The organism is Shewanella sp. 10N.286.52.B9 (assembly GCF_002873635.1).
GTDB lineage: Bacteria > Pseudomonadota > Gammaproteobacteria > Enterobacterales > Shewanellaceae > Shewanella.
Genome location: NZ_MCTY01000025.1, coordinates 83,732 through 105,461, shown reverse-complemented (window position 1 = coordinate 105,461; position 21,730 = coordinate 83,732). Strand labels below are relative to the sequence as shown.

General features: G+C 42.6%; 17 protein-coding genes and 1 pseudogene. 6 read left to right on the top strand and 12 right to left on the bottom strand.

Annotated elements, in window-relative coordinates:
• Nucleotides 1–119 precede the first annotated feature (119 nt).
• The 4 genes from BCU91_RS02695 to ilvC all read right to left on the bottom strand — a co-directional run bounded on the left by BCU91_RS02695 (nt 120) and on the right by ilvC (nt 5,075).
• Nucleotides 120–1,049 (bottom strand): branched-chain amino acid transaminase, encoded by a 930-nt coding sequence (locus BCU91_RS02695; RefSeq protein WP_102440068.1) that lies wholly within the window; start codon nt 1,047–1,049, stop codon nt 120–122.
• 33 nt (nt 1,050–1,082) lie between these two features.
• A complete protein-coding gene (ilvM, locus tag BCU91_RS02690; protein WP_102475779.1) occupies nt 1,083–1,379 on the bottom strand; it encodes an acetolactate synthase 2 small subunit in 297 nt (98 codons plus the stop codon).
• Complete coding sequence (gene ilvG, locus BCU91_RS02685) at nt 1,376–3,049, bottom strand: acetolactate synthase 2 catalytic subunit (protein WP_102519703.1); 1,674 nt, start codon at nt 3,047–3,049, stop codon at nt 1,376–1,378. Before ilvG ends, ilvM begins: the two co-directional genes overlap by 4 nt.
• A 544-nt stretch (nt 3,050–3,593) precedes the next feature.
• Nucleotides 3,594–5,075 carry a ketol-acid reductoisomerase gene (ilvC, locus tag BCU91_RS02675; protein ID WP_102475781.1) on the bottom strand — a complete coding sequence of 494 codons (1,482 nt, stop codon included), beginning with the start codon at nt 5,073–5,075 and terminating at the stop codon, nt 3,594–3,596.
• A 213-nt stretch (nt 5,076–5,288) separates the two neighbouring features.
• On the opposite strand from ilvC, the gene ilvY reads away from it, so the two are divergent.
• From ilvY to BCU91_RS02650, 5 genes are all read left to right on the top strand, one after another.
• Nucleotides 5,289–6,161, top strand: coding sequence for an HTH-type transcriptional activator IlvY (ilvY, locus tag BCU91_RS02670; RefSeq protein WP_102440071.1), 873 nt, complete (start codon nt 5,289–5,291; stop codon nt 6,159–6,161).
• A gap of 121 nt (nt 6,162–6,282) precedes the next feature.
• On the top strand, nt 6,283–7,803 hold the full coding sequence (locus BCU91_RS02665; RefSeq protein ID WP_102440072.1) for a YifB family Mg chelatase-like AAA ATPase: 1,521 nt from the start codon (nt 6,283–6,285) through the stop codon (nt 7,801–7,803).
• Nucleotides 7,804–7,930: 127 nt separating this feature from the next.
• Nucleotides 7,931–8,818, top strand: coding sequence for an acyltransferase (locus BCU91_RS02660; RefSeq protein ID WP_102440073.1), 888 nt, complete (start codon nt 7,931–7,933; stop codon nt 8,816–8,818).
• Nucleotides 8,819–8,833: 15 nt separating this feature from the next.
• On the top strand, nt 8,834–9,760 hold the full coding sequence (locus BCU91_RS02655; RefSeq protein ID WP_102530841.1) for an acyltransferase: 927 nt from the start codon (nt 8,834–8,836) through the stop codon (nt 9,758–9,760).
• Between the two features lie 380 nt (nt 9,761–10,140).
• Nucleotides 10,141–14,595, top strand: a complete 4,455-nt coding sequence (locus tag BCU91_RS02650) for an EAL domain-containing protein (RefSeq protein ID WP_241904021.1) — start codon at nt 10,141–10,143, stop codon at nt 14,593–14,595.
• 104 nt (nt 14,596–14,699) lie between these two features.
• Here the strand turns inward: BCU91_RS02650 and BCU91_RS02645 are convergent, their stop codons facing one another.
• A complete protein-coding gene (locus tag BCU91_RS02645; protein ID WP_102530839.1) occupies nt 14,700–15,791 on the bottom strand; it encodes a branched-chain amino acid aminotransferase in 1,092 nt (363 codons plus the stop codon).
• A gap of 359 nt (nt 15,792–16,150) precedes the next feature.
• On the opposite strand from BCU91_RS02645, the gene zapB reads away from it, so the two are divergent.
• A complete protein-coding gene (gene zapB, locus BCU91_RS02640) occupies nt 16,151–16,351 on the top strand; it encodes a cell division protein ZapB (protein WP_055026159.1) in 201 nt (66 codons plus the stop codon).
• On the opposite strand, the gene BCU91_RS02635 is transcribed toward zapB, so the two are convergent.
• The 7 genes and pseudogenes from BCU91_RS02635 to BCU91_RS20335 form a co-directional block, all read right to left on the bottom strand.
• Entirely contained in the window at nt 16,348–16,560 is a 213-nt protein-coding gene (locus BCU91_RS02635; RefSeq protein ID WP_102530838.1) for a DUF1107 domain-containing protein, read from the bottom strand. The genes zapB and BCU91_RS02635 overlap by 4 nt on opposite strands.
• A gap of 341 nt (nt 16,561–16,901) precedes the next feature.
• Nucleotides 16,902–17,516 (bottom strand): thiol:disulfide interchange protein DsbA/DsbL, encoded by a 615-nt coding sequence (locus BCU91_RS02625; protein WP_102440079.1) that lies wholly within the window; start codon nt 17,514–17,516, stop codon nt 16,902–16,904.
• Between the two features lie 150 nt (nt 17,517–17,666).
• Nucleotides 17,667–18,779 carry a serine/threonine protein kinase gene (locus BCU91_RS02620; RefSeq protein ID WP_102440080.1) on the bottom strand — a complete coding sequence of 371 codons (1,113 nt, stop codon included), beginning with the start codon at nt 18,777–18,779 and terminating at the stop codon, nt 17,667–17,669.
• Nucleotides 18,772–19,095, bottom strand: a complete 324-nt coding sequence (locus tag BCU91_RS02615) for a DUF3630 family protein (RefSeq protein ID WP_102440081.1) — start codon at nt 19,093–19,095, stop codon at nt 18,772–18,774. Before BCU91_RS02615 ends, BCU91_RS02620 begins: the two co-directional genes overlap by 8 nt.
• 47 nt (nt 19,096–19,142) lie before the next feature.
• The gene (locus tag BCU91_RS02610; protein WP_102440082.1) at nt 19,143–20,654 is read right to left on the bottom strand and encodes a protein adenylyltransferase SelO; all 1,512 of its coding nucleotides are present in this window, start codon (nt 20,652–20,654) and stop codon (nt 19,143–19,145) included.
• Between the two features lie 66 nt (nt 20,655–20,720).
• Nucleotides 20,721–21,062, bottom strand: coding sequence for a hypothetical protein (locus BCU91_RS02605; RefSeq protein WP_102440083.1), 342 nt, complete (start codon nt 21,060–21,062; stop codon nt 20,721–20,723).
• A 225-nt stretch (nt 21,063–21,287) separates the two neighbouring features.
• Nucleotides 21,288–21,730, bottom strand: a pseudogene (locus BCU91_RS20335) (hypothetical protein); the annotation flags it as partial.

Below are 21,730 nucleotides of genomic sequence, written 5' to 3'. Positions count from 1 at the left end.
AAAGTAAACTGATTCAAATTGTAATAGTCGTTTAATTTATAATTATTTTAAATGGATTGAAGCTGTTTATTTAGCTCATAACTCTTGATTTAGCTCAAGGCTGCTTATTAAGCTCAAGGCTATTGAGTTAGCGGCTCTAGCCAGCCCCACTTATCTTCTGTCTCTCCGTTAAATAAACCAAAGAAACTTTGTTGTATTTGTTGTGTCACTGGGCCACGTTTGCCTGCGCCAACCTCAATACGGTCAACGCTTCTTACTGGCACTATTTCTGCGGCGGTGCCGGTCATGAAGATTTCGTCAGCAACATATAAAAATTCCCGCGCCATGGCTTCTTCAATCACTTCGTATCCGAGCTCTTTGGCTAACACCATAATCGTGTCACGGGTAATGCCTTTTAAGATGGCTGCGGTTGCAGGCGGGGTATATATTTTGCCATTTTTGACAATAAACAAATTGGCCCCAGCGCCTTCACTAACTAAACCGTTAGTATCTAATGCGATACCTTCATCAAAACCGTTACGCTTTGCTTCTGTAGAAATTAGCTGTGATGATAAATAATTACCGCCGGCCTTTGCCCCTGTCGGTATGGTATTAGGTGCTAGGCGCTGCCATGATGTCACTGCGACATCAACGCCGGCATCCATGCTCTCTTCGCCAAGGTAGGCGCCCCACGAAAAAGCCGCTACGACCATATCACATTGTGCGTCAATTGGCGGGGTGATCCCCATCCCTACATCACCCATAAATATTAATGGACGAATATAAGCGCTGGGTAAGTTATTTTTTAGCACAGAATCACTGCAAGCTTGCATGACTTGCTCAAAGCTAAAAGGCACATTCATTCGATAAATTTTGGCGGAATCAAATAAACGCTGCACGTGGTCGGTTAGCCTAAACCCTGCTGGGCCTAGATGAGTATCATAAATGCGAATACCTTCAAATACTGAAGAGCCATAATGCATTGCATGTGTCATCACGTGTACCTTAGCATCTTGCCAAGGCATAATTTCACCGTTAAACCATATAAGTTCTGATTGTGTCGCTGCCATAGTCTGTCCCTTAATCTATATCGATGAAATTGTTTATGCTTGCGCGGTCGTCTTTTGACTAGCTGCTGCGAATATTGGTGTATTAACATCGATAGCGGCAGGCACAGTCACTGCTTGGCAATCGATGACATCAATGAGTTTATTTAATTGATGGGTAAGCAATTCAATCACTCGCTCACTTTTGACATCAAAATGCAGTGTGACGCTACCTGCCTCGTTGAGCTGCATATTCATATTGATAATGCTAAAGCCCCGATGACGAGTCACTCTCAGCACTCGCTCCATTACTTCCGGTTGGTTGTGTAAGGTTAATTCAACTGAATGCATCATGTTTGCTTCTCCATTTGATCCATCATGTCGCTATTACATGCCCCTGGCGGAACCAATGGCCACACGTTAAACGCATCATCAATGGCTACGTGTAGCATGAAAGGTCCTGGGGTATTTAACATTTCATCGAGTGCGGCTTCGACTTGATCGGCGTGATGAATAGTTCTGCCAGGAATATCAAAAGCCGACGCCATTAACACAAAGTCTGGGTTATCTGATAAATCGGTTTCGCTATAACGTTGTTCAAAAAACAGTTGTTGCCACTGCTTAACCATGCCCAATTTTTGATTATCAATCAGTAATATTTTTACCGGCAATTTGCGGCGCTTAATTGTGGTGAGCTCTTGAACGTTCATCATAAATGAACCATCACCAGATACCGTCACCACTGTGGCATTTGGACGCGCCACTTGTGCGCCAATAGCAGCGGGTAAACCAAAGCCCATAGTGCCAAGACCTGCACTGGATAAATGATCTTCAGGACGGCGAAACCACATATGCTGTGCCACCCACATTTGGTGTTGGCCCACATCGCAGCTGACAACACTGTCTTCTGGTAATTTGTTTGCTAGTCGACGTAACATTGCTGGAGCATAAATCAATTCACCCGGATGTTGATAATCCCATTGGTGTTGCTGATATAAATCTTCAATTTCTTGCTGCCATGGCGCTAATGAAAGCGGCATTGATAACGCGGGTAACACCTGTCTTAAATCTGCTGAAATAGATACATCAGCTTGGCGGAGCTTATTGATTTCTGCGATATCGATATCAAGGTGCAGCACTTTGGCATCTTGAGCAAAGGTGGCTAATCGCCCGGTGACCCGATCATCAAATCTTGCGCCAACGACAATCAATAAATCACAGGCTTGCACGGCTAAGTTTGCCGCTTTACCACCATGCATACCGAGCATACCTAAGTAACCTTTGCAGCCATGTTCAATACTGCCAAGACCTTTTAAGGTCGCCACTGAAGGCATACCCGTTTCATTGATAAATTGACGTAAATGATCAACTGCTCCCGCCATACCTACCCCGCCGCCAACATACAAAATAGGCTTTTTAGCTTGTTGTATTAAAGCTTTAGCAGCATCTATCGCGCTTAGCTCAGCTGCGGGTTCTTCAGTAAAGCTGAGTATTGGAGTTTTGTATTCAAGCTCAGCTATTTGGATATCTTTGGGAATATCAACTAACACAGGGCCGGGCCTGCCAGATGCGGCAATTTCAAAGGCTTTATAAAGCGTCGGGATAAGCTCATTGATATCCGTCACCATAAAGCTGTGTTTGGTGCACGATAATGACATACCAAGAACATCAATTTCTTGAAAAGCGTCAGTGCCAATCACTGCCGTTGACACTTGGCCTGTAATCGCCACCAAAGGCACAGAATCCAGTAATGCATCAGCAAGCGAGGTGATTAAATTAGTCGCACCTGGGCCTGATGTGGCAAAACAGACTCCCGTTTTACCGCTGGCTCTAGCATAACCCACAGCGGCAAATGCAGCGCCTTGCTCATGGCGACTCAGCAGGTGGGTAACAGGGCTACCATACAGAGCATCATAAATTGGCATAATAGCGCCACCTGGGTAACCAAATACTGTGGTTGCACCATGTGCGGCCAATACTTTAATGACTGCGTCCGCGCCTCTCATTTTTTGCCCTGATTCCATATGCATCTCTCACGCTCTGTATTGTTAATGTGCCCAGTATTTGCAGCCCTAAAACTAAAAAACCCCCGTTCCTTTCGGAGCGGGGGTTTTTGCAAATGTTGACTTTCTAACTCAGTCTTTTTGCCAAACTCCACCCCCGCGGTGATTTAATAATCACGACGGTAATAATCACAATAATGAGCTGGGCAGCTTGGTTAAACATAAATGACTGAATCCTAAAAATGTCATAAAAAATATTTGTTAATGTTGCTATAAGGTCTCGCACTTTGCCAGACTGTTTATAATTCATCCTTTATAGGAGTACCATAAAGCGATTTATAAACACAACATAAAATTGTGTTGTCAAAAAAAAATTCAGCTTCCCTGCCGAGACAATGCAAACAACAACAAAATCTAAAGCTATGATGGTCAACACAAATCCGTGATAACCACCCTAAGCTTTTGATTGATTGTTTCTACTTTATGCAAGTTTTAACTTTACAAAAGTTTGATGCCTGCCCGAAAACGTAGCTGAACAGGTACTTCACAACACAATCAACAAAAATTAGTTAGCTTCAACAATACCTTTCATATCAGTCATGTAACCGCGTAATTCTGCACCGATAAACTCAACATCGGTATGACGAATCGCTTCATTCACTTCAATTAAGCGCTTGTTATCAACGCTATTTGAACCCGCAGCTAAACCAGCACCTAATAACTCTGGTGACATTGCTTTTACGTAGTCACGTAATAGCGGCACCGCTGCATGGTTAAACAAGTAACAACCGTATTCAGCAGTATCTGAAATAACTACGTTCATTTCATATAAACGTTTGCGTGCAATGGTGTTAGCAATCAATGGCGTTTCATGTAGTGATTCGTAATAAGCTGACTCTTCAATAATACCTGCTGCAACCATGGTATCGAACGCTAGCTCTACACCGGCTTTGATCATGGCAACTAAGAAGATACCTTGGTCAAAATACGTTTGCTCATCGATGTGTTCATCTGATACTGGTGAATTTTCGAATGCTGTTTCGTTGGTTTCTGCTCTCCAACGAAGTAAGTTTGCATCGTCATTGGCCCAATCTGCCATCATAGTGCGAGAGAACTCACCACTAATAATGTCATCCATGTGCTTTTCAAATAATGGTTGAAGAATTTCTTTCAACTCTTCAGCAACTTCAAACGCCTTCACTTTGGCAGGGTTTGATAAACGATCCATCATGTTAGTGATGCCGCCATGCTTAAGTGCTTCAGTGACAGTTTCCCATCCTTGCTGAATTAACTTACTTGCATAACCTGGCTCAACACCGTCAGCGACCATTTTTTCATAACCAAGAATGGCGCCAGTTTGCAACATGCCACAAAGAATTGTTTGCTCGCCCATTAAGTCAGACTTAACTTCTGCAATGAATGATGACAATAAAACACCCGCTCGGTCGCCACCAGTTGCACTTGCATAAGCTTTAGCAATGGCAAGGCCATCACCTTTCGGGTCATTTTCAGGGTGAACCGCAATCAGTGTTGGGACACCAAAACCGCGTTTGTATTCTTCACGTACTTCAGTACCTGGACACTTAGGCGCAACCATAACAACAGTGATATCAGAACGAATCTGCATACCTTCTTCAACGATATTAAAACCGTGAGAGTAAGATAATGTGGCACCTTCTTTCATCAATGGCATTACTGCATTAACAACATTTGAATGCTGTTTATCAGGTGTTAGGTTAAGCACTAAATCAGCAGCAGGAACAAGCTCTTCGAAAGTGCCTACTTTAAAACCGTTATCAGTTGCTTGCTTCCATGATGCACGTTTCTCAGCAATCGCTTGCGGACGTAATGCAAAAGAGATATTCAAGCCTGAGTCACGCATATTCAGACCTTGGTTTAGGCCTTGTGCCCCACAACCTAAGATCACGATATTCCAATCTTTAATAAAACTACAACCGTCGCTAAACTCAGTACGATCCATAAAGCGGCATTGTGCTAATTGAGCTAATTGTTGACGTAAATTCAGAGAGTTAAAATAGTTAGCCATCTGAGATACCACCTTTAATTCAGAAATTTGAGACACTCCATTCTGGCAGCCAAACTATCCAGAAGTTGTGATTGAGATCACTATAGCGTAAGCTCATGATTGCTCAAAATGATATATTCGGCACACTACGTTTCACTTTTTGCAACGTTATTGATATATCCCGCATATCTGAACAAATTGATTTCAAGACACTGATTTTATTAAGGCTACAACATGGATATTCGTGCATTAAAACTGTATTTACACTTATGCGACAGCCTGCATTTTGGCAAAACAGCCCAGCAAACCCATGTGAGCCCGTCAACATTAAGCCGCGCATTGCAGCGCCTTGAAGAAGAAGTGGGTTGTAAATTGTTTGAGCGGGACAATCGCAGTGTCAGCATTACCCATGCGGGCAATGAATTTAAGCAATTTGCCGAACACACCTTAGCTGAGTGGTTAAGTTTGAAAAGCCGCATTGACCCCGAGCAGCCCTTACTTCACGGTCGTATCAACTTATATTGCTCAGTCACTGCCGCATACAGTCACCTACCTGCATTGCTTGACCGCTTTAGACGTGAGCACCCTCATGTGGAAATTACCTTGAACACGGGGGATGCGGCCAATGCAGTAGCAGAGATCCAACATAATCGCGCCGATGTTGCCATTATCGCCTTGCCAGACTCATTGCCTGCAAGCCTACATTTTGAAGAAATCGGCCAAGTGCCGCTGCATCTATATGCGCCCACCATAAAATGCCAAGCCCAAAGCATGATTAAGCAACAACCCATAGACTGGGCGCAGCTGCCTTTTATTGTCCCCGACCATGGGCCTGGCAGACGCCGCGCTGATAATTGGTTTAAAGCCATGGGCTTCAAGCCCAATATTTATGCGCAAGTCTCGGGGCAAGAGGCAATAACCTCGATGGTGGCCTTGGGCTGTGGCGTCAGTATTAGTCCTGATGTGGTAGTCGAAAATAGCCCAGTGCGAGAACGCTTACAGCGGCTTGAATCACCACAAGATATCGCCCCCTTTCAATTAGGTTGTTGCTGCAAAGAAAAACGCACTCAAGAACCTATTTTAAAAGCCTTTCTTGAAGTTATTTAAGCCTCTCAAATATCAACAGCAGCTAAAATCGCACTGTTGATTTTAGCTGCTACACTTAGAAAGCTTAAAAACTAACTAAATAGTTACTAAATTCCAGCACACAAAACAAAAGGATTTGTTAATGGCTATTGCCTGTGTAAACACCCGCGCCTGTTGTGGCGTTGAAGCGCCTAAAGTCACTGTCGAAGTACATCTTAGTAATGGTTTGCCTGCGTTTAATTTAGTGGGGTTACCTGAAACCTCAGTAAAAGAAGCCAGAGAGCGAGTTCGCAGTGCCTTAATAAACGCTGGTTTTGAATTCCCCATGCAGCGAATAACGGTAAACCTTGCTCCGGCTGATTTACCCAAGCAAGGTGGCCGTTATGATTTGCCTATCGCCATTGGTATTTTGGCCGCCTCGGGGCAAATTCCTAATACCCAGTTAGCCCAATGTGAGTTTATTGGTGAGCTAGCCTTGTCAGGACAAGTAAGGCCCTGCATTGGTATTCTGCCCGCTATTATTGCCGCTAAAAATCAACAGCATGAATTATTCATCCCTTTAGATAACCGCCATGAAGCAGAGTTAGTGGGTTACCCGCAAACCCACTTAGTCGCTCACTTGCAAAACCTCGCAGCCTTTATGCACGGCCAAGCAAAATTACCACTGGTTGATCAGCAATTGGAATGGTTTGAAGAACCTTTAGCAGAAAACGCACTCTGCCTCAGCGAAGTGATTGGTCAATACCAAGCTAAGCAAGGGCTGGAAATCGCAGCGGCAGGTGGTCACAACACCCTATTTATTGGTCCGCCCGGTACAGGTAAAAGTATGCTGGCCAATCGGATAATCCCGCTACTGCCCAAGCTTACCTATGAAGAGGCCATTGATGTTGCTGCGATTCATTCGGTTGCAGGACTTAATATTAAACCCCAAGCCTTTTTAGAGCGGCCTTTTCGAGCGCCACATCATACGTGTTCATCAATATCCTTAGTGGGCGGAGGCAGCGTGCCAAAACCTGGGGAAATATCCTTAGCCCATAGAGGCATTTTATTTCTTGATGAAATTGCGGAATTCCCGCGCAAAGTATTAGATTGCCTGCGTGAGCCAATGGAGTCTGGTGAAGTGGTTATCTCGCGGGCTGCCGCCAAAGTAACCTTTTCTAGTCGCTTTCAACTCATCGCGGCGATGAACCCTAGCCCTTGCGGTGATGTTGAAAACTCTCGCGCAACGCCTGACCAAATTCAACGTTACTTATCCCGTTTATCAGGGCCATTTTTAGATAGATTCGATCTCACGATAGAAGTCCCTAAACTGCCTGCAGGCACCTTAACGCAAACCCAAGAAATAGGCGAAAGTAGCCAATCCATTGCTAAGCGAGTGCAGCTAGCGCGGGAAAAACAACTCAGCCGTGCAGGCGTGATTAATTGCCAGTTAAGCCCAACCCAATTGAAACAACACTTAGCCATGAGCCAAAGCGATTTAGAGTTTCTCGAACAGAGTATTCAACAATTGGGCTTATCCGTCAGAAGTTTCCATCGAATTCAGCGGGTGTCACGCACCATTGCAGACTTGCAACAGTCTGAAACCACCGAAAGAAGGCATATAGCACAAGCACTTGGCTACAGGGCAATGGACAGGTTAATGAATCGTTTGAGCCAACAATAAATAGCTAACGCATTAAAATATCGAGTGATTACCTGAAAAATCACAAAAAGTTTCGATATTATTGTTCAGTGGATTGAGCCGAAGGCTATCACGGAGTAACATAAGCTTCCATTTACAGGAGAGCTAGATGCCGCTGTTAGCAAAAATTAAAGGATCTATAGCATTTATTTGCTATGTCATAAATACGATCGTCTGGGTTACACCCATTCTAATTTTTAGTATTTTCAAACTATTACCCATTAATGTTATTCGTAAAATATGCAGTTATATTTTAGATAACTGTGCCAGTGCGTGGATCAGTGTTAATGGTGTTATCGAAGCCATTTTTCATCCCGTTACCATAAAACTAAGCGGTGATGATCAGTTTTCTGAAAAAGAATGGTACATGGTTATAGCTAACCACCAGTCATGGGTCGATATTTTAGTACTTCAGCGTGTTTTTAATCGTAAGATCCCTTTTTTAAAGTTTTTTTTAAAACAAGAGCTCATATTTGTTCCCATATTAGGGCTTGCTTGGTGGGCGTTAGACTTTCCCTTTATGCGTCGTTATTCGACAGCACAATTGAAAAAGAACCCAAAACTTAAAGGTAAAGACATTGAGATTACCCGTAAGTCGTGCAACAAATTTAAGCATAAGCCTGTCAGCGTGATGAATTTCGTTGAAGGCACCCGTTTTCATCCGCAAAAACACCAAAAGCAAGCTTCGCCTTTTCAGCACTTGCTGAAGCCCAAAGCCGGTGGAATGGCCTTTGCTTTAGATGCTATGGGTGAACACATCAACAAGTTAGTTAATGTCACCATTTACTACCCTAATAAAGTGCCAAGCTACTGGGAGTATATTTGCGGCGAGTTAACTGAGGTTTATGTCGATATTCACATCTCTGATATCCCAGCGACCTTAAAAGGTGACTATAGTAATGATAGGCAGTTTAAAATTGATTTTCAGTCTCAGTTAAATCAACTTTGGCAAGAAAAAGATAAAAAAATCAGCATTATGGCTGAAGAAAACAAATAAGAGGTATTTAGCTACATGCTAGGTTTTTTACCAGGTCCAGTCATCTTTTTTATTAGTAGCAGTTTATTGATCATCAATACCACACTATGGGCAGGTCTCATTAGTATTGGTGGCGTCATTAAGCTGTTCGTTCCTGTAGTTGCAGCAAGAAACGCACTTACTCGCTTAATGAACCGCTTTATGTGGGCATGGGCAAGCTGTAATGGCGGTATTTTATTTCTCATTGCTAAAATAGAGTGGGATATTGAGGGGCTTGAAGGCCTGGATGAACGCGGCTGGTATTTGTTGATCAGTAACCATGTCAGTGGCTTTGATATTGCAGCGCAAACCTATATCTTGCGTAACCATATTCCTATGTTGAAGTTTTTCCTTAAAAAAGAGCTAATCTTTGTGCCCTTTCTGGGTTTAGGCTGCTGGGCATTAGATATGCCGTTCATGAACCGAACTAGCCCTGCTAAGCTCAAGAAGAATCCAAAACTTAAGGGTAAAGATTTACAAACCACCCGCAAGGCATGTGAAAAATTTAAGCATTTCCCAACATCAATTATTAATTATGTGGAAGGCAGCCGTTTTACTGCAGGTAAACACAAGCGCCAACAGTCGCCTTATAAACATTTGTTAAGGCCAAAGGCTGGCGGCATTGCCTTTACCCTTTCGGCAATGGGCGAGCAATTTACTGGGTTACTTAACATGACCTTAGCTTATCCTGATGCTGACACAGAGAAAGGCGCTTTGTATGAGGTCATGTCTGGGCGTGTTAAAAAAATTGTGGTCAGAATTGAGCAAATGCCAGTACCTAAAGTGGATGCTGAAGATTATTTCTCTAATCCTGAAACCCGAGTTGAATTTCAGCGCTGGTTAAACCAAGTTTGGTTCGAGAAGGATCAGCAGTTAGATGGTATTTATAAAAAATACCTTAATGACACATCTACGCCCAAATAGTACTGTTTAAAATCAGCCTAAAAACACGCTTAATTGCGTGTTTTTTGTTTTTAAACCAACAAGCTTCATCAAAACAGTTAAGCCAACAACAGTTTCTCAACAAGCATAAAATCAGCAAACTTAAATGTAATTTGAAAAAAACTATATTACTCGCGTAATATGGTTATAATTCAACAACAAAAACTTTAAATCGCTGGCAACATATACAAATAAACTAGCGGTACGCCCTGTTGTAAGCATGTTTATAAATTAGATATTAATTAACAATGTGCAATTTGGCATCATTCTTTACCCATTATAATTATTACAGGTGCAGATTGAATTTACGTTTTTCCTTAGCCTTGAAAACATGCTTATGCATTTTGGTGCTCTTCACCTCAATGTCAGCTTCCGTCTATGCAATTAGCCCACTTAATGACAATCACCTGTTAGCGTTTGAACAATTTGAAGCCTCTAACGACTTAAATCAAAACTCTGTCACTAAACTGTTCAAAGATAGCTCAGGCATGTTATGGGTTGGCACTCAAGATGGCTTACACAGTTATAACGGCATTCAATTTGATGTGTTTGTTAACGACAGTAATAATCCCACCAGTATTGCCGGCAATTACATTACCGATATATTGCAATCATCTGATAGTGACTTATGGGTGGCAACCTTTTCCCAAGGACTCAGCCGTTTAAACCTCAGTAATGGTGAGTTTACTCATTTGGGGAGTGCCCAAGGGTTAACAGACTTAAAGCTAACTAAACTCACGTTAATTGATAATAGTTTGTGGATAGGGACTCAATCAGGTTTATTCACCCTATCACTGCATACCAATAAAATAGCAAAAATAAGCTTAAATAATGCTATCGATCCTCATATCACCAGTATCGCCAATATCGATGACAAATATATTTTTGTTGGCACCCAAGCCAGTGGCACTTACGCCATTGATAGCAACAACATTATCCGCTTAGATATCCCACCCAACCTGCGGGTCAATAGTATAAAAACCAGTCATGATAAAAGCGCAGTGTGGTTAGCGATTAGCAATCGACTGATCAGCTACGATCTGATTAGCGGCGAACAAACCACAATTTGGATCAATAACCAAACTAAAAAATACAATCAAATAAAAGACTTTGTCATCAATGGTGATAAACAAATATGGGCCATTGGCGCAAACGCTGGGTTAATTCAATTGGATTTAATTGGTGATACATGGCGCAGCCGCATCCATAAATACGATCCCAATAGTCGCCAATCTATTAGCGAAGACAATCTACAAAGCATCATGCTCGCAGAAGACGGTAACCTATGGTTAGGCACTCGCTACTCAGGAATTAATAAGCTTAACCTCAATCAAGTGTATTTTAACCATATTTACGAACTCCATCCTAGCAAGCCTAAAATGGCCAATATGATCCGGGCGATTTTTCGTGATGATCAGCAGCGTTTATGGATTGGCACTGAAAGCGCAGGCTTAAAACTATTTGATGAGCAGCAAGGTAGTTTTTATTACTACAACGACCTATTTGCTCAGGCCCTTAATGTACATGAAGCAGAGTACCCGTTAACTGTACATGCCATCACCCAAACCCAAGACGGTAATCTGTGGTTTGGTACTAATCACGGGCTGGCACAATTAACGCCAGATCAGCAGCTGTCATTTGTGCCTTTAGCTGATAATAGCGCTTCAGACTCGCTGCTGATCCGTAAATTTGCTCAAGATGATAGCGGCCGACTTTGGGTTGCTAGTAACTACGGCTTATATTTTGTATTGCCAGGTGAAGAGGTTATTCATCAATACAATTTTGATTTTCAGACTGAATTTGTCCCCAGTAAGCGCCCAATATTGTCCCTTACTTACCATAACAACAGCCTGTGGCTCGGCACAATGGCAGGCTTAGTCAGACTAAAACCTGACACTCAAGAACTCATTCTCAAAAGTCGCCAAGCAGCCGACACTAGCACACTCAGTGATAATCGTATTCGAGATTTTATTGTCACTGCCGCTGGTGACTTATTAATGGCAACCCATAGCGGCGTCGATAAAGTTATCGAAACCACTAATAACCAACTGCAATTTGAGCCCTTAAGTGAACCGTTAAAGCAGCACACGGTTTATGCCATGTTAGAAGACGATGCTCAAAACCTGTGGCTTAGTACCAATTCTGGTATCGCCAGAGTATCGACTAGTTTAGAGTATATGTTCTTCAACCCATTTGATGGAGTGCAAGCTGCGGAGTTTAACGGCGGGGTTAAATTTAACGATACTGATGGCCAGCTGTGGTTTGGCGGCGTTAATGGCATAAATCAATTTAATCCACTATTGGTTCCAGCTAAAAGACCTAACACTAGAATAGCCCTAACCAGTTATCATTTGGGTGAGCAGCATTTTCCATTATTAAATTTGCAACAGCCACCAGCATTACAAATGCCCTACTCTGATAAAACCATTGGTTTTACTGTCAGTACACTGAATTTTAATTACCCTGGGTTACAGCAACTGAGTTACAAATTAGTCGGTCACAATGATGATTGGGTTGAGTTAAATCAATCAAATGACATCAGTTTTAGCAATTTGCCGCCGAAAAAGTTTGAGCTGTTAGTGCGCTCGACCCTCACTGATAACCCCTACACAGAGCCGCCTTTTAGTATCAAATTTACTGTGGTGCCGCCCTTTTACCTAAGTAAAGGCGCGTACGTCATTTATGGTATCGCCCTCATGTTGCTACTGACATTTTTCATTTATTTAAAGCAATTAAAGCGTGAAAAACAACGTGAGTTTGAAATCAGTATCCGCGCTTCAGAAGAGCGCCTTAAACTGGCGTTATGGGCCTCAGGCGATGGTATGTGGGACTGGAATATCCGCGACAACAAAGTCTACCGTACCAATATTTTAACCTCTCAACCGTTCGCTGAAGACGATCATGCATTGATCACCAATATCCACCCAGAAGATAAAGCGAGGGTAGCCCAACTTCTCAATGACCATTTAGCCGGAAAAGCTGAGTTTTTTGAAGCTGAGTACCGCGTAGAAAAGCAGCCAGGTAAATGGATATGGTTAATGGATCGCGGCAAAGTCGTTGAATGGGACCAGCAAGATAAACCGGTTCGCATGGCCGGTACCCATAAAGATATCACCGTCAGAAAAGCAACTGAAAATGAATTAAAACTCTCAAGCCAAGTACTACACAGTATGAACGAGGCCGTAGTGGTAGGCGAACTGGATTATCGAGTCCGCACGGTAAACCCTGCGTTTAGTCGTATTACCGGTTTTGAATCTGAAGCCATTGCTGGCAAACACTTTCTATATTTAGCTTACGGCAAACAGTCGCGCGCCTTTTATCATAATGTGGAATTACAACTGTTAAGGAAAAAGCATTGGGCTGGCGAAATTAATATTCGTACTAAAGATAAAAAAGGCATTTTGGCGTGGCTGGAGATCAATCAGGTCATCGATACTAAAGGTGAAACGAGCCACTTTGTTGCGGTATTTACTGATATTACCTCCCGTAAAAAAGCCGAAGAAGACTTACGCATATTAGCCAATTTCGATCCGCTCACCAGCTTGCCAAACCGCACCCTATTTCAAGACAGGCTTAATCAGGCGATCACCAAAGCCCATCGCTCTAAAGATATTGTGGCGTTATTCTTTTTGGATTTAGACCGCTTTAAGCACATTAATGACTCCATGGGTCATCATGTGGGGGATTTATTATTAAAAGCGGTGGCGATTCGATTGCAAAACTCGGTGCGCGATGGCGATACTGTTGCTCGTCTCGGTGGCGATGAATTTACCATTATTCTTGAAGGGCTCAGCAAAATAAAATCTGCTGCTGTTGTGGCAGAAAAAGTATTAAACGCCTTTAAGAGTCCGTTCTTATTGGATGATAAAAATATTACCGTATCACCTTCTATCGGCATTAGTTTGTACCCTAATGATGCCAGCGACAGTACCTCATTAATTAAATATGCAGATACTGCCATGTACCATGCTAAATCTTTAGGGCGTAATAACTTCCAGTTTTACACTGAAGATTTAAACCAATATGCCACCCGTCATGTAGAGCTTGAGGCTGGCCTTAAACAGGCGATTCAAAATAATGAAATGTATCTGGTATATCAGCCCAAGTTTGACATTAAAACCAAGCGGATTATTGGCGTTGAAGCCCTACTGCGCTGGGAAAGTAAAACCCTTGGATTTATCTCACCAGTGGAATTTATTCCGTTAGCGGAAGAAACCGGGATGATTAACGGCATTGGCCATTGGGCCATTGATCAGGCCTGCAATCAATTAGCTGAATGGCATCAACAAGGCTTTGAGCATATTTCTGTGGCTGTTAACTTATCAGCAAGACAACTTAAAGCCGATATTATTTCCACTATTGAAGTGGCCCTTGCGGTATCAGGGTTACCCGCCAGCGCTCTGGAGTTAGAGCTGACAGAGTCGATGATCATGGGTAACCCGCAAGACTCAGTCACAGTATTAGCCCAGCTAAAAGCCCTAGGCCTTACCATTGCCATTGATGACTTTGGTACTGGTTACTCAAGTTTAAGTTACTTAAAGCGCTTCCCTATCGATACCTTGAAAGTTGATAGAGAATTTGTCCGCGATATTATTGATGATCCTGATGATGCCGCTATTACCAGCGCCATTATTACTCTGGCCCACAGCCTTGAACTCAATGTCGTGGCAGAAGGCGTTGAAACTGAGGCGCAATTTGACTTCTTAAAGCATGAAGGCTGCGATCAAGTGCAGGGCTTTTTACTCAGTAAACCACTGACTGCTGAGGACTGTTTAGCAAGGCTAAGATTAGATAACCAGCAGGAAAAACTAGCATAGCATTAAAGCGATTCAATAAAAATCGACACAGCTAAACCCTATACTCCAAGCAATAAAAAAGGCTCAAATGAGCCTTTTTTATTGTCTGAATTTATTCAGTTTAACTATGGCGCGACACGCTCAACACGCTTAACCCAGCCTTCAGGTCCTTCAAGCTCACCATTTTGCAGTTGGGTAAATATTTGATAAATACGCTTGATGCAAGGGCCAACTTCACCATCACCAACTGTAATAATACGGCCATCTTCAAAGATGTACGAGCCCACTGGCGATACCACGGCTGCAGTACCAAATCCGCCCGCTTCAACAATTTCACCGGCTTCGATATCTGCGATAAATTTGTCCAGCATAATGGTTTCTTGGCGCACTTCACATCCCAATAAATGGCCAATTTCTAGCATAGATTGCGAGGTAATGGACTTTAAGATAGTGTCAGTAAACGTCGGGATAATTACAGTGCCATCTTTGAGGATATGGAAGTGGTTCATTGCGCCCACTTCCTCAATCTGCTTGTTGTTCGCATCAAGATATAACACTTGGGCAGCGCCATATTCAGCAGCGGCTTGCCCCGCTCTTAACGATGCTGCGTAATTACCGGCCGCTTTTGATGCCCCCGTGCCGCCTGATACCGCGCGGTGGAATTTTTTACTGATCAGTAATCGAATCGCTTTATTCACCCCATCAGCGTAATAAGCACCACTTGGGCTTAAGATCACGCAGAAAGTAAAGTTCAAGCTTGGGCTCACTGATAAACGATCTTCGGTAGCAAAAATAAAAGGCCTAATATATAAACATGCGCCATCTTGCATTGGAAACCACAGCCTATCGACATCAATAAGCGCATTAATGGCTTGCAGTTGAATGTCTTCAGCAAGGTTAGGAATACATAAGATATCTGCAGAGGTATTTAAACGTTGGGCATTCTTATCCAGTCTAAAGGTGTAGATTTCACCATCGTCATGCTTAAACGCTTTAGCACCTTCAAAGATGGACTGACCATAATGAAGCGCAATGGCGCCCGGGGCCATTTCAAACGGCGCATAAGGCTCAATGCGAGGGTCACACCACTGGCCATCTCGATAATCCATTAAAAACATATGATCGGTTCTGAGATTACCAAAGCCTACATTGCCTTCTGGTTTAAACTGCTCAGTACGACGCGACGATGCCGCCTTTAAATTATATTTGATGTCCATTTGCTACCACCTTAAAAACAATGCTAGCAGACTATGAATCATCAGATGTAATGTCAAGCAAATGGATAAAGTGGAGCACAATTAAGCGTCAATCGAAGTTCACAATAATTAAAACCATAAAATTAGCCGTTAAAGCATGGTAAACCGCAACAAATAAAGTTTTATCATTTCACTGAAAAAGCACAGGATGTGGCGGTTTTTAGCTTAAAACAAGCCACTCACACTGACAGATGGATAAAGCTTACAAAATAGTAGTCAAAGTCGTTCTTTTTTTAACCACTTAACGAATTTGGCTATTCCTTAAACCCCAGTCACTGCTAGAATCAGCATTCCATCCAGAAACTATTAGGACTCCCGATATGAGCCTTGAATTACTGTCCCAACTGGAAGCCAAAATCCAGGCAACTCTTGAAAATGCAGAGCTACTAAAAATGGAGCTTGAAGAAGAGAAGCAAAAGAATGCTCAATTGACTGAGACTAATCAGCAATTGCAACAAGACCTAAACTCTTGGAACGATAAAGTGAATGGCCTTGTCGGCTTACTCAATAGCGAAAGCTAAACTGTGTTAGTTTCAACATGCTGAGCTACTAGCATTTGGTTAAGCTCAGAAACAGCCTGCTTTACTTTTGGCAGGCTTTTTTTCGGCATTAAAAAACGCCCCTTTCTAAACTCTAAACACCCTAAGTCTTTTACCCAAATCACCCCAGTAAAAAAAATTCGCGCATGTTTAACGATGAGTTTAGGTGCATATACCGGAAACCTTCTCATGGAGACTCCTTTGGCTATATTTCATTTTACAACTCAAAGTTGGACAAAAAAACCGCAAAAGAGTTTCATTAAAATCGATCTTTTTCCGCTTCAAAATAACTCAATGTAAACAAAATGTAACGAGCCAGTAAAATGACGCTTGCCATTTTTTTGACACCTTGGTAAAGTGACTTCGTTACTCAGGGTAAATAACGAGCCAATTGGCTCAACACCGCACTGTTTTAAAATGCAAATTTTAAAACATGCGGTTTTTTTTTGCTCTTTTTCAGCCACTAATAAATTAAAGATACAAAAAAGGAGCCATTGGCTCCTTTTGTCACGTGGGAGGTTAAACCCTCATGTTACTTGTCAGCTGTCGCTAAGTAATAAGCGATGTCTAATAGCTCATCGTAAGACTTAATCGCACCTGTCTCAACACGGTATTTACCGTTAACCACTAACGAAGGCACACCAGAAATTTTTGCATTCTGAGTATCACGCTTCATTTTAGACATTTGCGCATTCACCATGAAAGACTTAGCTGCTGCATCAAAATCTTTACCGTCAACACCGTTAGCAATAAACACCATACGGATATCATTTAAGTTGGTGAAGCGTTGCTTTTTGTCATGGATTGCAGCAAAAATAGCTGGTTCAACTTTCTTTTCAACATTGAGCTGATGAGCAATAGCGAAAGCACGTGACATTTCTACGCCCATATCTGCGCCAATAAACTCAACGTGTGCCTGATTAAAAGCCACACCTTCTGGAAGGGTCGCTTCAATTTTTGGTACTACAGTTTTTGAGAAGTTGTAACAATGCCCGCAAAAGAATGAGAAAAACTCAGTAATTTCAGGCTTTGATGTGGCTGGGCCTTCGTTAATCACAGTGTAGTGCACACCTTCTTTATAGTCTGCTGCGGTTGCCGCCATTGGGGCTAATAGTAACGCTGCAGCCATTAATAATGCTTTTTTCATCTTGTTTCCTTTAGTATGCAATCTCAATTATGCCGTAGCATAGTTAACGCTAATTTATCTAAATCTATAATAATGTAGATTATCTCTTATGCTCAAGACCTTATCAGGATCATTTGTAACAATCTACGTTATGGTTTGCCAATTACTCAATTAAAAACTCATCAAGCTTAATGGCTCTTCATCCAGCGCTGAAAGTTGCTCTTTAAACGCTAATGTTTGCTGTTCCCAGTATTTGATATCACCAAACCATGGAAAGTTCCTTGGAAAAGCAGGATCTTGCCAGCGTTTTGTTAGCCAGGCATTGTAATGGATCATTCTCAATGCCCGCAGCGGCTCAATCAGCTTAAGTTGCTTGTGGTCAAAATCACAAAACTCCTCATAGCCTTCAAGTAATACATCTAGCTGTAATAACCGTTGGGCTCTGTCACCAGTGAGCATCATCCAAATATCTTGCACAGCAGGGCCTTGGCGAGCATCATCTAAGTCAACAAAACCTGGGCCATCTGGGGTCCATAAAATATTGCCTGGATGCAAATCACCATGAAGCCGTAATGTCGGAAATTGATGCTGCGCCAATACAGACTTGGCCTTGGCCAACACTTGCTGCGTGACAGTGAAAAACTGCTGACTAATGGCCTCAGGCACTTGCCCTGACTGCTGTAAATATTGCAGCGCATCATCCCCTAAAATTTGGCAGCTTAAGGGCTCACGATATTGAAAGCTCTCTTTACTAGCATATTGATGTATCCGGCCAATAAAGCGACCAACGGCTTCAAGTTGATCAAGGTTATCCACCTCAAATGCGCGGCCACCAATAGAGGGAAATAAAGTAAAACGATAACCTTTAAATTCATGCAGGGTTTTACCCTCAACAATCACAGGTACTGCAATGGGGATATCTTCAGCAGCTAACGCGAGTGCGTAATCATGCTCCTCTTGAATTTGATTATCACTCCAGCGATGGGGGCGATAAAACTTCACCACATAACGATTACCGCGATCGCAGCGAAATTGATACACCCGATTTTCGTAACTATTTAACGCCAGCAACCCCGTTTCAGGATAGATGTTAACACTCTCAATGGCATCGAGAATTAAATCAGGCGTTAAGGCTTGATAATGAAAGCAAGCCTCGTCAGCACTAGCCTTTGGCGCGATATCGTTAAGATGTGATTCCGGTTCTATTACATTACCCGACTTTTCCTGACTATCGATATCTTCGTCATTATCTAGATAGTCGTTGTCAGCATTGTCATTATTCATGTGTATCCTTTACCGCATTGGCAGTGATCAGCGGTTGTAGCAAGGTGATTAAATATTCTAGCACTTCAAGATCGGCTTCTACTTCCGTTGATATCCAACAAATATCGCCGTAAAACTCATAGTTAAGCCACAGCTGACTGCCTTCAAAATTAAGCTGCCATTGGTGCCTATCTGCGCCCCATAAGCGATCGCGAATATCACAATCCATTGCCAAGGCTAAGGGCTCAGCAAACGCTTCAAACTGCTCAAAATCTATTTCTGCTGAAATTAAAATGCTCAGCGAGGCTTTATCTAATTGCACCGAACGCAATAACATGATGTTCCTTTAAATAAGTTGCTTAAATACCTTGTGACTATGACTGACTAGCTACTACAAGACATGATTAAGCCTTGTCCCCATTGGGGTGGTCTATTGGCATAATGGTCTAATTCTGGTTGCTCAGCATAGGGCTGAGTTAACAGAGTATGCAGCTCTAACAATTTACTATTGTCGCCTTCTTCCACCGCCACTATGGCTTCTTGGGCTAAATAGTTGCGTAAAATATACTTGGGATTCACACTATTACGCTGTGCTTGCCATTGGTCAATATCATCAACCTTTCCAACCCGCTGCTGATAACTTTTATACCAGTCGTCAAATTTGGGTCTATCGATTATCTCATCACTAATATTGGCGTGGACACTGGTTATGTCTAACTGACCAAACGCCCTGAAAGTATTGGTATAGTCCAATAAATTATGCTGTAACACATGGCAAAATCGGCCAATGAGATCTAAGTCGGTTTTATCTTGCTCTTGGGCTTGCGCCGTGGTTTGCTCACTGACACTCAAGCCCATTTTAGCGCGCATGAGCAGTAAATATTGCTGCACTAACTCAGCTTGATAAGTATTCAGCACAGCCACTAAATCATCTGACTCAATGACGGGCGTTAATGCTTGGGCTAAACGTTGCAGGTTCCACAGGCCAATGCCAGGTTGCTGACCAAAGGCATAACGGCCCTGGGGATCGGAGTGATTACAAATAAAGTCTTCTTTAAAAGTATCTAAAAAGGCAAATGGGCCAAAATCAAAGCTGTCACCAAGAATCGACATGTTATCAGTATTAAGTACCCCATGAGCAAAGCCTACCGCTTGCCAGTGGCCGATTAAAATAGCAGTATCTTTTACTACTTGGGTAAACCAGGCTTTATAGCCTTGATAATCTTGAGTTAAATGCGGGTAATGCTGTTTAATGGTGAAGTTTAGTAACTGAATTAGTTTATCTTTACCACCTTGGTCGCTATGGCAAAAATACTCAAAGTGACCAAAACGAATATGGCTTTTGGCTAAACGCACTGTAATCGCCGCAGTTTCTTGTGATTCACGCCATACCGGTAAGTCAGAGCCAATCACCGCTAATGCTCGGGTGGTCGGAATCGATAATGCCGCCAAGGCCTCGGATGCTAAAAACTCCCTTACCGCGGAACGCATAACCGCCCGACCATCACCACTGCGAGAATAAGGTGTTGGCCCAGCCCCTTTTAAGGCCACATCCCAAGCTGACGCGTTATTAGCTGTTTTACTTGTAGCATTAGGGTTTGCCTGCGCTTCGCCGAGAATAATTGAGCGCCCGTCCCCTAATCGTGGGCTATAACCACCAAATTGATGGCCACTGTAAACTTGCGCATAGTAACTTGCCCCAGGCATAGCGTGATTACCTGACAGTTGCAGCAGTAATTCATCATCACCTTGGGCGTTAAGTTGGCCTCTTTGCGCGCCAATTAATTTGGCGGCGTCATCACTCCAAGCCAGCCAATGGGGTTGACTGATAGGCAATGGATAGACCTGCGAATAAAAGCCTTCCAGTTGTTCAAAATAATCCTGTTTAAACTGCATTTAACCTGTTCCTTGGGTCTACAATAGCCTGATGGCGAAGGCTAATAACTCACTACTGGCAAGGTTTTATTGACAGATAATGACATTGTCATCATTGACTTGGCATAACTGTTTGCATTGATAGCCTTTATCAATGGCAACCGGTATTGCGGTGGCATTCTCTAGCTGGTTAGCATCCAGTTGATGGCTGTTTTTGCCGCTTAATCTCAGCATGCCCTTGGCTTTAGCTTGGCATTGTTCAAGCGTATCGTAATAACCTGCTATAAATTTGGCGTTGATGGGTTGCTGCGGCGCTTTGGCTTCATCCGCATAATAAAACAGTGTCCATTCTGGGGTACGAATACAGCCGGTTAGCCCCATGATAGCCATGAATAAAAACAGCGTATTACGCATTTTACGATTCATCATTTAAACCTCTTTAAGCATGCTTATTTTCACCCTAAGTTGCACTTTTAATCTCAATATTTAGCTACAGGATTCCAGTAGCTACATTCAGTTTCAACACTTTTAGGGCAATAAAAAAGCGAACCTAAGTCCGCTTTTCCATACGATAGTGCCATTGTACTAGATCATGGTAAAACCTAATAACCTAAATCATGGTTAAAGCCAATTACCTAGTCTTATTCAATTCACTTAATTACTCGCTTTAGATTTTGCTTTCTCGATACGCTTAATTCGACCTTCAAAACCGGTAACAGTTCCATCTGTTAATTGATAATCAATGGCCTGCTGACAGACTTCAATGGCTTTATCAAATTGCTTAGTATCATTGAGCATGGTTGATAATTGCATAAAGCCTATGCCTTTATCATCTGCAGCAGTGGCGTTTTGCTGGCGATACTGTTGATAAGCTAACTGATAACGCTGGGTCAAACCTGCGCCGTATTGGCAGTAATCAGCTTGTTTACGTAACTTGTAACTGTGACTAATAATACTGAGTAAACTCAGATGCTGGGCCTGTAGTTCAGCACTTGCATCATATTGGCTAACTAAAGCCGTAAATGCATCACTTGCCCATGCACCTGTTGCAGGTAAAGCTGCTGTAATAGGTTTATTCTCTGGCTCTGGCTCTGGCT